Source organism: Peribacillus sp. P4_C12, assembly GCF_056402095.1.
In genome coordinates this window covers 1-12,544 of record NZ_JBFUIB010000087.1, presented here as the reverse complement: position 1 = coordinate 12,544, position 12,544 = coordinate 1, and the positions used below count along the sequence as shown (strand labels likewise).

At 38.1% G+C, this 12,544-nt stretch carries 15 protein-coding genes; 8 read left to right on the top strand and 7 right to left on the bottom strand.

Annotated features, from left to right (window positions below; translation table 11 throughout):
* Positions 1-517: 517 nt before the first annotated feature.
* The 4 genes from AC1DUW_RS13425 to AC1DUW_RS13410 form a co-directional block, all read right to left on the bottom strand.
* Positions 518-2,383 carry a zinc ribbon domain-containing protein gene (locus tag AC1DUW_RS13425; RefSeq protein WP_053344241.1) on the bottom strand — a complete coding sequence of 622 codons (1,866 nt, stop codon included), beginning with the start codon at positions 2,381-2,383 and terminating at the stop codon, positions 518-520.
* A gap of 543 nt (positions 2,384-2,926) precedes the next feature.
* Positions 2,927-3,154, bottom strand: a complete 228-nt coding sequence (locus AC1DUW_RS13420; RefSeq protein ID WP_053344240.1) for a hypothetical protein — start codon at positions 3,152-3,154, stop codon at positions 2,927-2,929.
* 36 nt (positions 3,155-3,190) lie between these two features.
* On the bottom strand, positions 3,191-4,468 hold the full coding sequence (locus tag AC1DUW_RS13415; RefSeq protein WP_053344239.1) for an ammonium transporter: 1,278 nt from the start codon (positions 4,466-4,468) through the stop codon (positions 3,191-3,193).
* On the bottom strand, positions 4,465-4,878 hold the full coding sequence (locus AC1DUW_RS13410) for a hypothetical protein (protein ID WP_053344238.1): 414 nt from the start codon (positions 4,876-4,878) through the stop codon (positions 4,465-4,467). The genes AC1DUW_RS13415 and AC1DUW_RS13410 overlap by 4 nt, the downstream gene beginning before the upstream one ends.
* Before the next feature lie 721 nt (positions 4,879-5,599).
* Here AC1DUW_RS13410 and AC1DUW_RS13405 point away from each other — a divergent pair.
* The 7 genes from AC1DUW_RS13405 (at position 5,600) to AC1DUW_RS13375 (ending at position 9,322) form a co-directional block, all read left to right on the top strand.
* Positions 5,600-5,803 (top strand): DUF1657 domain-containing protein, encoded by a 204-nt coding sequence (locus AC1DUW_RS13405; RefSeq protein ID WP_053344237.1) that lies wholly within the window; start codon positions 5,600-5,602, stop codon positions 5,801-5,803.
* Between the two features lie 70 nt (positions 5,804-5,873).
* Entirely contained in the window at positions 5,874-6,344 is a 471-nt protein-coding gene (locus AC1DUW_RS13400) for a YhcN/YlaJ family sporulation lipoprotein (RefSeq protein ID WP_053344236.1), read from the top strand.
* A 20-nt stretch (positions 6,345-6,364) separates the two neighbouring features.
* Positions 6,365-6,844, top strand: a complete 480-nt coding sequence (gene spoVAC / locus AC1DUW_RS13395) for a stage V sporulation protein AC (RefSeq protein WP_053344235.1) — start codon at positions 6,365-6,367, stop codon at positions 6,842-6,844.
* Complete coding sequence (gene spoVAD / locus AC1DUW_RS13390) at positions 6,844-7,854, top strand: stage V sporulation protein AD (RefSeq protein ID WP_477642721.1); 1,011 nt, start codon at positions 6,844-6,846, stop codon at positions 7,852-7,854. The genes spoVAC and spoVAD overlap by 1 nt, the downstream gene beginning before the upstream one ends.
* 5 nt (positions 7,855-7,859) lie before the next feature.
* Complete coding sequence (spoVAE, locus tag AC1DUW_RS13385) at positions 7,860-8,210, top strand: stage V sporulation protein AE (protein WP_053347930.1); 351 nt, start codon at positions 7,860-7,862, stop codon at positions 8,208-8,210.
* A 12-nt stretch (positions 8,211-8,222) separates the two neighbouring features.
* A complete protein-coding gene (locus AC1DUW_RS13380; protein WP_053344233.1) occupies positions 8,223-8,429 on the top strand; it encodes a DUF1657 domain-containing protein in 207 nt (68 codons plus the stop codon).
* Positions 8,430-8,461: 32 nt separating this feature from the next.
* Positions 8,462-9,322: a DUF421 domain-containing protein gene (locus AC1DUW_RS13375; protein WP_053344232.1), complete on the top strand. Its 861-nt coding sequence runs from the start codon at positions 8,462-8,464 to the stop codon at positions 9,320-9,322.
* Between the two features lie 32 nt (positions 9,323-9,354).
* Here the strand turns inward: AC1DUW_RS13375 and AC1DUW_RS13370 are convergent, their stop codons facing one another.
* A complete protein-coding gene (locus tag AC1DUW_RS13370) occupies positions 9,355-9,903 on the bottom strand; it encodes a YitT family protein (RefSeq protein ID WP_053344231.1) in 549 nt (182 codons plus the stop codon).
* A gap of 254 nt (positions 9,904-10,157) precedes the next feature.
* Entirely contained in the window at positions 10,158-11,528 is a 1,371-nt protein-coding gene (gene rlmD / locus AC1DUW_RS13365) for a 23S rRNA (uracil(1939)-C(5))-methyltransferase RlmD (protein ID WP_053344230.1), read from the bottom strand.
* 188 nt (positions 11,529-11,716) lie between these two features.
* On the opposite strand from rlmD, the gene AC1DUW_RS13360 reads away from it, so the two are divergent.
* Positions 11,717-11,935 carry a hypothetical protein gene (locus AC1DUW_RS13360; protein ID WP_053344229.1) on the top strand — a complete coding sequence of 73 codons (219 nt, stop codon included), beginning with the start codon at positions 11,717-11,719 and terminating at the stop codon, positions 11,933-11,935.
* Positions 11,936-12,013: 78 nt separating this feature from the next.
* On the opposite strand, the gene AC1DUW_RS13355 is transcribed toward AC1DUW_RS13360, so the two are convergent.
* On the bottom strand, positions 12,014-12,544 hold a 531-nt coding region (locus AC1DUW_RS13355), incomplete at its 5' end, for a GNAT family N-acetyltransferase (protein WP_477642720.1).

Sequence of the window (12,544 nt, the reverse complement as noted above, 5' to 3'; positions counted from 1 at the left end):
CGCTTAATAGCCTGTATACTACTTCTTCTAGGGATATGTTGTAACAGCCTTATTCCCCGAAGCTTTCGGCCGCTTCCTTGAGGGTACCTGTGATTCATGACGCCATTTTGCAGAACACCGATTCGGTCACAGTGCTTCATGATTTCACTCATTTCATATGGAATGTACACCATTGTTCTTCCTTGCTGGGCCAGTCTTTTTACAATAATGATTAATTTCTAGTTTGGTCTTGCAGTAGCTCTTTTCCCTCTTTTTGATCAACCTCCAACTTGGTCATAATCCCGTTAAATGTGGACTATCTGTAAGCTGTTCGATGACCAACTTTGTTTCAACCGTAGGATCATCCTACTTTAAATGGTTGTACTCGGCTCTCTTCTTTCAAAAAGTGGTTTTCAATGACTGCTGCACCCAATAAAAATAAAATAGGAGTCAGCCACATTCCTTCGGCTGCCTTCCTATTTTATAATAGTACCTTTAAGTAAAAACCAACGTGTTTCTCATGTAAAACACACCCTACCTAAAACTTATCATCCGAATGTTTGTCTTCAAATTGATAATAACCGTCATTACTAGCTTCATCGTAAATATCGAACTGAAACATATCTTCCGGAATGAGCCCATATTTGACACCAAGCTCCATTAAATTCGTTCCTACTTCTTCCTGAATTTTATACATCTCATTTTCAGAAATGTTCACTACGCTTAACCCTTCACCAGAATCAAACCCCAAATCTGGCAGATCGGCTTTATCCTTTAGCTTCGTCTTAGAATCTAGCTTGACTGTAACCGTTCCTGAATCCAAATCACCCTCTAGACCAAGCTTTACTTCAAATTTCCTATTGGAATAGTCTTTCTTTAGGTTAAGATCGCTCGCTTGTTTAATTGTTCCTTTAAAGGCAGATGGCATATCAGATAAATCACCACCGGCTAAGTTCAGGTTAAAATTCCTAATGATGTTCTGCTTACCACCGTTTTCTCCGTTAATATCACTCTTCATCGCAAACTTGATTTCCTCACTCTCCCCGTACTCTTCATACATAAAGGAAGCCTTAAGGTTTTCAGCCCGCGTATCTTTATTAACAGCCACATCATTTGTAACTTGGAACATAACCTGGGAATCCTCATCTTTTTCAGGAGATAATGCAACGCTAAATTCTTCAAATATCTGATCATTTCCATAAGGGATATTTTTACTGTTTACATTCATATTGACCTGATCTGAGTTTCCTCCTACCGCCATTGTTACTTTACGGTCGATAACTTGCTCACTCTTGTTAATTAGTAATGTAGAAGAAAACCCATTTGGAAAACTAATATCCTTCATTTCATTCTTTGCATCTTTTAACCCATTAACTAATTGTCGTTTCATTTCTTTTGTATCAAGCACATCTACGTCATCTGCCATCGCAGTAGCCTTCGCCACTTTTTGTGCTCGATTAACTATCATGCTATGAAGCTTATTATCTTCAATTAATTGATCTATAAAATCATTTACAAGGTTTTTAGTTTCCGAGGCAGATAACTTAAGAGTCACTTCCCTTAACTTCATCGTCTCGCCTTCATGCTTATATTCCACGCCTTTTTGTACCTTAAAGTTCTCACCCTCTAATCGGTCCAATAAGAATATCCCATAGCGTTTTTGAATATATTTCTGTTCTTTCTCCGTTAATTTCAGGGCCTGCCATTTAAGATCCGATACTTCTAAGGTTTCAGGCCCCTCATATAAGGGATCAATCATACGCATGAACTCACCATATTCAACAAAATTCAAATAAAGGAATTTTTCATATAACACCGGAACCTTCAAACCGAGTTTATCCTTACTTTGGAACATTTCCATATCCAAAGCATTCTCCTTTTCGACATTCAAGGCTAATTTGTAGTGACCCTGTTTGCTTATAGGATCCTGTTCAGTATTGGCAGTAAGAGATATATGGCTCAATAATTCTTGAATCATCTCAAAGTCTGGATTATTTCCTAATGAATCCATTTCGACACTTCCACTAAGGGTCATATCTGAACTTGAAGGTTGCTTCATCATTTTCTCTTGGAATTCAATTGAATTGCCATATTTATTGGTCCATTCCTCTTTGTAATTCTGATACGTTTTGTATTCAGACAGAAGATACAGCTCTTTCGGGGATTTATGAATAATAGCTGCAACTGCACTGGTAATGATGATAAATGCTAATACTGCCGTAATAATTAACGTTTTTTTCTTGAATAGCCTTTTTGAGGGCTTTTCCTCGATTTGTTCTTGCCTCAATTCAGAAGCAGCCATTTCCTCTTCTGTTATTTGGTCTTCACCTACAGAAGCGCCACATGATAGGCAAAGTTTAGAATCCTCACTCACCGTCTTACCACATGATTTACAATTTTTCATTTATTAGGTCTCTCTCCCTTTTCCTACTCACTTAACACATAAACCCCTATAAATTCAGTACTTTTTCATCATAAATAATACATTTCAATAATTACACATTTTAGGTAAATAAAGACGTAAATAACAGGCGTTATTACCCACCTTATTAAATTCTTGTTAATTAATATCCATATTCTAAATTTCTAGAAAATAACTCTCAAATTCATGTTCGGAAATCTATGCCTTCTCACCTCATCTGTTCAAATATCATGAATAGCCGCTGATCAATAAATCACCTCCATCCTTTACTTGTTATTACATTAAATACTCCTCGAAACATGTATCTAATAATATCAAGGAGCGAGTTTCCCTGCGCCCTTTGTATAAGTATGTAAATACCCCATGAAATTATCACTTAAGAATTTTTATTAAAGCCTCCCATGATCCTCATTTCTCACTCGACTCAAAAAGAATGTTTAACCATTTATTTTCGGAAATATTACATATTTAAACCAGAAACAAAAAAAGAACAGGAGCCATTCTTGCACTCCCGTTCTTTCTCGATCATCTCATAAAATGATTTAACTTTTCATTTCTTGCATCTTGTTCTTCCTTAGAAGCCAAATCGTACTTCTTTAAAAGATGAAACAATTCATTCAGTGTTTCCTGCGAATTTTCGTTTTCTAGAAAGCGACCCAATTTCTTACCTAAGTCCTTTGGTAAAAATCCCATTTGACTCTCTAATTTCAATCTGACATCTTGCTGGGAATGATTTAGATTGCATGTACCCATTTATAAATCACCTCTTACTCTATTCTAAGATAAATCTTACCTTTTTACCTCTTCTTCCTGCTTAAAGTAATTCTCTGACTTAATAAACTCTGGAGAGGTATGAGTGGCCATGATACCATGATAGCTGATATCCAGGCCTAGCTCTTCTTCTTCATCCGTAGACCGAATTGGTACCCAAATATTGATGATTTTAAAAACCATCCATGTTAATACAAATCCCCAAATACACAATACCATTAATCCCAACGTTTGAACCTTAAGTAAATGCCATCCTCCACCTGTAAATAGACCACCTTCTGTAGCAAAAAGACCTACAGCTATTGTTCCAAACATACCAGAAGCCGCATGGACAGGAAAGGCACCCACTGGATCGTCAATCTTACGGGCTTCTAACCAGTTAGTTGCTGCTATCATAAGCATTCCGGAAACTGCCCCAATTAGGATCGCAGCAATATCACTAACGAAAGCGCAGCCAGCTGTAATCCCAACAAGTCCTGCTAGTGAACCATTGATGACGGACGGAGCATCTGATCGTCCATAGCGAAATAACGTATAAAGCATAGTACCTGCACCACCTGATGCGGCTGAGAGCATCGTGACAATAGCAATATGTCCGATACGACCATCTGTAGCCTGCAGAGTACTTCCTGCATTAAACCCAAACCAGCCGAACCATAAGAGGAACGCTCCAACCGATGCCAACGGGAGATTACTAGGCAGAGAAATAGAACTAGGTCCCTCTGACGGAAATTTCCCCACTCTCGGACCAATCACCATGGCTGCTGCCAGTGCAGAAAAACCACCTAGTGCATGAATGACCGCCGAGCCTGCAAAATCCTGCATCCCTAACTCACTTAGCCAGCCGCCGCCCCATACCCAGTGACCGGCAATCGGATAGATAAACGCCGTCATCATGACCACATAGATAAGGTACGCGCGAAAATTAATCCTTTCCGCAACGGCTCCGGAAACGATGGAGATTACCGCAATAACAAACGCCCCTTGAAATAGCCAAAATGCATCTATTGAAATGGTCAAATCAATGTGCGACAAATCACCTTTCAGCATAAAACCACTCGTCCCGATACTCCCTATTAAATCCGTCCCATACATTAACCCAAAACCTACTACGAAATAACAAAGCGTACCAATCGTAATATCAGCAAAAACCTTCATAATGATGTTAACATTATTCTTAGTACGAACAAACCCTGCCTCTAATAAGGCAAAGCCGCCCTCCATTAATAGAATCATGGCTGCTGTCAGAACAACCCAGATTGTATCCAATCCAGCATTTAACGTTTCTAATGTCATATTGGTAGTCCCTCCGCTTTCCGCCAAGCCTTTATCTCTTCTATGATGGTAGGTGGCAATATTATTTCACGTTTTTCCGGGTCTGCTTCCAGTAAGCGAATCGCCTCATTTATAATAGCGACCTTTTGTTTTATACTCTCAATTTTGATATATCTTTCTTTAACATTCACCAAATGCTCTACAGCCTGATGATGGCTCGGAGCCCGTCCCGTAAAAAACCGTTTAAATGGGGATAGCGATTGATACCACGCTTCCTCTGCTCTTCGCTTTTGCTCGTATTTATGTATCCTAGTTTTCATTGATTCAATCTCCGACTCTTGTTTGCTCTTGATTCCTTGCAGAACTTTCATTACTTCTTCCAACGAAATTTGAAAAACTACTCTATTATACAAATCGTCCAAAATCATCATAATGTTATATCACCTCACGTTATCACGTTAGCTTTAATATGATTATATGTATAATTCTGAATTGAGTCAACTTTTTAAAAAATTCAAAAACACTATGGCAGTTTTTAAATTAGAGTGAATAATTGAATCGTACAATGCACTTATTTGTTTAAATAGCTGGCCCCCTTACATACAAAAAAGCTAGCTATCTCCCCATATTTATTACTATTCCAGCTATTAATCAATCGTTTGATTAAATATAGATAAGCGCAATTCCCCTTAAATAATCGAACTCAGTCCCTTTACTTTTTTACACACAAAAACTGCTCAGTTCCCCCGGCACACCACCAGTTTACATATACCAACCATTACTTGACGAAACAGTGGCAGTAAACTTTCATGAAAACAAACTGTTTCCATCAGGCGCTAAAGCCACATCCGCCGTATACTGATAACTTGTTCTTCAGTAATACGGGTTACTTGAAGAAGTATCAGCCGATTGATGTTTGCTACCTTTTTATACTGAAGAAGCAAAACTAAACCCCCTCAAAAAAAATAATTTGAATCGGAAACAAATTATTTTATAAACCTTATCAAGTTTCATCCTCAAGACCATGCGATTTTTAAGCTAACAAGGGATTGAAATCACAATTTTTCACAATCTAGAGAATATTGGTAGGTATATAAAAATTGATATTTCGTTATTCTAAAAAGGCAGTTAAAAACCAAGGAGGTAACACCCATGACAGTAATCAGTGATGTTAAAACGACTTTAGCAGGACTAAAAAGTGCTCAAGCAAGCTTCGAGACCTTCGCCCTTTCAACGGACAACGAGCAAGCCAAACAACTTTATCAACAAGCTGCTCAACAAACACAATCGATTGTTGACAGCGTTTCTCCTCGTATTGATCAGATTGAGCAAGAAGAACCACAATATAAGCAATAAGTAATCATATAAAAAGGTTGGTTGAGACAACCAACCTTTTTTTATATCTTTAATTTGAGGAGGCAATTCCTTGAAATACAAAATGAAGACATTAAAAACATTCCTTTTTTTAATAACTGTTATCGGGTTTGTCTCAGGATGTTCCGGAAATTCGAATCAAATGGATAATAATAAAAACTTGAATATTTCGAAGGTACATACTAGCAGTCCAATAAAGCAATCCGTGGCCAATCAAGCTAAAGATAGGCTATTAGCAGAGGAAGAGGTTTCGGATGTAAAAGCCGTAAATAGCGATAAGGAATTGTTAGTGGCAGTCAAAGTAGATAATTTTGATCGTTTACGTTTAAAGAGCGTTAAAAAACAAGCACAATCAGACTTAGAAAACATGTTCCCAGATTATAAAATTCTTATCTCAACTGACCAAAAGATGTTTTTAGAACTTGACCAGTTGGAACAAAAGCTCGAAAAAGATAAGACTAAGATGGACTCACTGAAAAAAGACTTTAAAAAAATCAAAAGTTTAATGAAGGAACAAACGTAGATGGAAGAGGTGATACAAGCATGTCAAATAATAAAAAGAAAAAATTAACCCCTGTCCAACAAGAATATCAGCAACTTCAAACCCAACTGGAAACAAAAAGACCAGTACTACTAAATTGCATTAAAGCTTTTATAACAGGTGGAATAATTTGCCTTATCGGGCAGTTTATTCAAAATCTTTATATTCATTACTTTGATTTCACAGATCAAACGGCTGGGAACCCCACTGCAGGAACGCTAATTTTCATTGCTATGCTTCTTACTGGATTTGGAGTATATGACCGAATCGCTCAATTTGGGGGAGCTGGATCTACAGTACCGCTTACAGGATTCGGGAATGCTGTCATATCAGCCGCTATTGAACATCGAACAGAAGGATTTGTTTTAGGAGTTGGTGGTAATATGTTTAAATTGGCAGGCTCCGTCATCTTATTCGGCGTTTTTTCCGCTTTTATTGTTGCTCTGATTAAAACAATTCTTATTCAATGGGGTGGTTTATAATGYTGACGGGTCATCGTACATGGGTTTTCGATCAAAAACCTGTCATACTCTCCACAGGAACTGTCGGGGGACCATTTGAAGCTGAAGGATTACTTGCAGATGATTTTGATTTACTTCATTCCGATTTATGGATAAATCAAGATTCCTATGAAAAGGCTCACAAAGTCCTCATAGAAGAAGCAAGTACAAAAGCAATCGAAAAGGCAGGCCTTCAAAAAGATCAGATTCAGTTTTTCCTTGGCGGCGACCTCATTAATCAAATAACACCTACAAGTTTTGCCTGTCGAACTTTGGGTACACCCTATCTCGGCTTGTTTGGAGCGTGTTCTACCTCTATGGAAGGACTTGCCCTCGGTGCTTACCTTGTTAACACTAAAGGAGCGGATTATCTGTTAACAGGTGCTTCTAGTCATAACACCGCTGTTGAAAAGCAGTTCCGTTACCCAACTGAATACGGCGGTCAAAAGCCTCCCACTGCCCAATGGACCGTTACGGGTGCAGGAGTTGCCTTATTAAGTAGTTCCGGAAAAGGCCCTCGAGTTACTTCAGCCACAATCGGCCGGGTCATTGACATGGGATTGACCGATCCATTTAATATGGGAGGAGCCATGGCTCCAGCAGCTGTCGATACAATTGAGACCCATCTAAGAGAACGAAACATCGACCCTTCCTATTATGATTTGATTGTAACCGGAGATTTAGGAAAGATTGGGCAAAAAGCTTCATTAGAATTATTTAAAAAACATGGAACCCCTATACGTGAAGAACAGTATAAGGATTGYGGATTAATGATTTATAGAGAGGGGCAACCAGTTTTATCCGGAGCCAGTGGACCAGGATGTTCAGCAACGGTTGTATATGRGCATTTATTAAACCGCATGAAAAAGGGAGATTTCAAACGTATGTTAGTCGTGGCTACCGGCGCATTATTATCTCCTCTATCCTTTCAGCAAAGCGAGACGATTCCATGTATCGCCCATGCCGTTTCGATTGAATATGGTGGTGAATAGCAATGATGATTTATTTTTGGGCTTTTGTTGTAGGAGGCTTTATTTGTGTAATCGGGCAAATAATGTTTGATGTATTCAAGCTAACACCCGCCCATACATTAAGTACCTTTGTTGTAGTGGGAGCTCTTTTAGATGGGTTTGGTTTATACGAACCATTTATTGATTTTGCAGGTGCAGGCGCAACGATCCCCATTACAAGTTTCGGGAATTCGCTTGTGCATGGGGCAATGGCCGAGGCAGAAAAGCATGGCTTAATTGGTGTAATTTCAGGAATGTTTGAAGTAACTAGTGCCGGGATATCAGCGGCAATTATTTTCGGAATGATAGGAGCTATTATTTTTAAACCAAAAGGATAAGGAGAATATAGGATGACTATTGCATCTGAAGTGAAACAATGTGTCGCCAGCCTTAAGGGTGTAGAAGCTGGTTTATCTAGCCTTGCACTCCGAACTCAAGATGATGAATCGAAACGTATCCTGCATGAAACGATGATGGTAGTGAATGAAGTGATGAAGGATGTACACAAGCGTGTTGGAGAATTAGAACGAGAGGAACCACAATATAAGGGTTTTTGATTAAACCTATGATTTGCAGGAGGTGCTAAGTAATGCCTGAATGGTTACAAATCGTTTTACGGTCACTATTTTTTTTAATTGTCCTTTTTTTAATCACAAAATGGTTAGGTAAAAAACAGATATCTCAGCTTTCCTTTTTTGAATATGTCACTGGCATAACCATCGGGAACGTTGGGGCAGAGTTAGCCACAAAGGTTGAAGGAAGTATTATAAATGGGGTGCTTTCTATTCTCGTTTTTGCACTCGCACCTTTTATAGCAGGATTAGTTTCTTTGAAAAGCAAAACTATTCGTGATCTTGTGGAAGGAAAAGCCTCAGTGTTTATTAAAGATGGAAAAGTCATGGAAGACAATTTAAAAAAGGAAAAGTATACAACTGATGAATTGTTAGGGTTACTCCGAAAGAAGGATGTCTTTGATGTAGCTGATGTTGAGTTTGGTTTGTTAGAAGCAAACGGTGACTTTTCGGTTATGTTAAAAAAGCAAAATCAACCTTTAACAGCAAAAGATTTGAATCTGGCAGTTGCTTCAGTCAAGGAGGCTCAGACTGTCATTATGGATGGAGAAATCCTTGATGAACCACTTTCCACGATTGGCCTAAACCGAAATTGGTTGAAAACCGAATTGGATAAGCTAGGCGTAACCATCGAGAATGTCTTTCTTGGACAAGCAAATTCCAATGGTGAATTAAACGTGGATCTTTTTGATGATAAAATTAAAGTGCCATCTCCACAAGAAAAGCCTTTGATGCTCGCAACTTTGAAAAAATGCCAAGCAGACTTAGAGTTATTTGCCCTTGGAACTGAATCAAAAGAAGCTAAAGAAATGTATAGCAAAAATAGTGAAAAATTACAAAAGGCAATTGACCATGTAGCCTTCATCTTAAAAAACTAATTTATTTTATACTTTTGGATTGATAAGAAAATTTAATCCCTCACTTTCATAAGTGATGTAATCAGTCCAATAATGACAATCGTCAGACATGAAAAAAGAAAAATTCTCATACCTAAGATAAAGACGGCAGCTGTAATAATGAGTGTATCGATGACAATAATAACTATAGCAATATCTATGGAGGAAGATTTGGAAATGAATTTTGCTAACAAATCTGTTCCTCCGCTGCTTGTCTCATATCGAAGCATAAGCCCTATGCCTAGCCCAATGATAGCTCCGCCAATTAACGAACTACTGAGAATGGAAATAGAAAATGCCTTTTTTAATGGACTCAACCAATCCATAAAAAGAGAAGTCAAAAGTAATCCATGGATGCTGCTATAGAAAAAGTGACGCTCATAACACCAAGCATATATAAATAAAGGAATACTAAGAACTAACATGGATAACCCCGTTTGAAAGCCCAAAAAATAATGAATAATAAGAGCAATTCCAATAACACCGCCATCTATTAAATGATATGGAACTAAAAAACCATTAATTCCAATACCTATCAAAAAGCTACCAACGATTACAGCCATCACTTTTTGGAATTTAATAAAATCACCTTACCTCCCATTCGATATTCGATATTCCCTAATATATGTCCAAGTTAGAACGTCAAGAATATACCTGTAAAATTTTTTTCCTCAGCACCCTTACTACAATTTTTGACACCACATTTAAAAAGCAGAGCCCTTAATGGGTCCTGCTTCATCATCTCTATCTAACAAAGACACTAATTATATAAATCAATATAAAATAAGCCCAGTCCAATGACTGGGCACTTACACCATTATTTCAATTCTAACAACACTACATTTTCAACATGTGTAGTCATCGGGAACATGTCGACAGGTTGGATATCAACTGCTTTATATCCGCCTTCTTCTAAAATATGAAGGTCCCGTGCCAAGGTTCCTGGGTTACAAGATACATAAACGACCTTTTTAGGTTTCATCTCAATGATTGTGTTTAGAAGAGATTCTTCACAACCTTTACGAGGTGGATCAACAACGATGACGTCTGCCGTGTTACCCTTTTGATACCATTCAGCAATGACGTTTCCTGCATCACCAACGATGAATTCTGCATTTGTGATTTCATTTAATTCAGCGTTGCGGCGTGCATCTTCAATCGCTTCTGATACAACTTCCACACCAATAACCTTTTTCGCTTTTTGTGCTAAGAATAATGAAATGGTACCAATGCCACAATAAGCATCAATCACCGTTTCTTCGCCCGTTAGACCAGCATAACTAAGTGCTTTATCATAAAGAACCTTCGTTTGATCAGGATTAATTTGATAAAAGGATTTTGCGGAAATCGCAAATTTCACGTCACCGATCAAATCATAGATCACTTCGTTACCCCATAACAAAGTCATGTTGTCGCCCAAGATAACATTTGTTTTCTTCGAATTTACGTTTTGGACGATTGATTTCACCTGTGGAAGACGTTCAACGATTTCCTTCACGATTGTTTCGATGAAAGGGATACTTTTCGTTCTTGTAACGAGTACTATCATTAATTCGCCTGTTTGCTTGCCATAACGAGCCATAATGTGACGCAATACACCTTTATGGGTTTTTTCATTGTAAGCAGGGATACCAAGTTTACTGATGATTTCTTTTACAACTTGAACAGCTTCACTAATCACTTCATTTTGGATAATGCTTTCTTTCGTTTCTACAATTTCATGTGTCCGTGGTTTAAAGAATCCCGCTATTAGCTTGCCGTCCTTTTCACCAACAGGCACTTGGGCTTTGTTACGATAATGAGTTGGGTTTTCCATACCAATTATCGGGTGTACCTTCACATCCTCAAGTTTTCCAATGCGAGTCATCACTTCACGGACTTGTTTTTCTTTGAATTCCAACTGTCCTTCATAGCTCATATGATGTAGCTGACAGCCACCGTATTTATGAAAGTCTTCAGTTGTAACCTCAACTCGATATGGACTATTTTCTATAATCTCCATCAAACGTCCGAAGCCATAACCCTTATTTGTCTTCATTACTTTAACTTTTGCCTTTTCACCAGGAAGGGCGTTCTGAACAAAGATCGGATAGCCATCAACTTTAGCTACTCCAGCCCCTTCGTGCGTTAAATCTTCGAATAAAACCTCTATAATATCATTTTTAGCAATGGGTGCTGTTTTTTTCATATCATCTTCTCTTTTCTTTTATAAGCTAGCCTGTATTTTACCACATTCAGAGCCTTGCCACAAAACGACTCACCAATTTACATTGGTTTTCATAAAATAATAGTAGAAGGAATTATGTTTTTTCATAGTTCCATGTATAAAATCGAGGTAAAAAAAGAAAAATAAGGAAAAATAGATGAGGTGAAGAAATGGGTTTGTTTAACTCTATATCTGCCTGGAATGCAAACAGGCTAGAAAAACATCGAGTAAGCATGGAAGAAAAGGGCCTCTGTCCGGATTGTTATGGGCGAGGATACAGCTCTTTCGTACCAACGGAATATCATTTTTCCGATATACACGACTGTCCCGGCTGCAACGGAACCGGAGTTTATGCTGATTGGGCTGCGATGAACGGACAGCAAATGTAGATCCCATTCCACTAAGAAAAGTTCAATGAATGGTGGAAGAAGTGATATATCAAAAACACACGTAAAAAGGACCCCCTGTTAAACAAGGGGTTCTTCTAATTTTTTCACCATATATCCAAATTCATAGCCACTTATCATAATGGTTTTTATTTTTTTATATCCTAACCTGTTATAGAGACGATTTGCCCCTTCATTCACATCTTCAACGACTAAAGAAACCCTTGGGTAGCCTTTTTCCTTAGCATACTCCTCAACATATTGAATCAGTGCACTTCCAATTCCTTTCCCTTGAAAATGCGGGTCAACACATAATGTATCCAGATAAAAGTCATCACTCTCTGCTTCCTTGTCGAGTGTAATACTCGAATCTTTCATTTTCCGCCGTAATCGTTCAACTATTGGTTCATCTAACCCTTTAGCATCTTTTCCATGATAGGCAATGATCAGTCCAGATACTTCCCCATTATGTTCACTAACGAAGGTATTTTCATAGCTGATTCGATTTCCACTTTTTCTAAAAAAATCGGCAAGAACGGCGAGTATTGTTTCTTCATCTGTTTCGCCAGTTAACTCCTCGGCAATTTCCTTTATCGCAAGTCGTGTTAATAC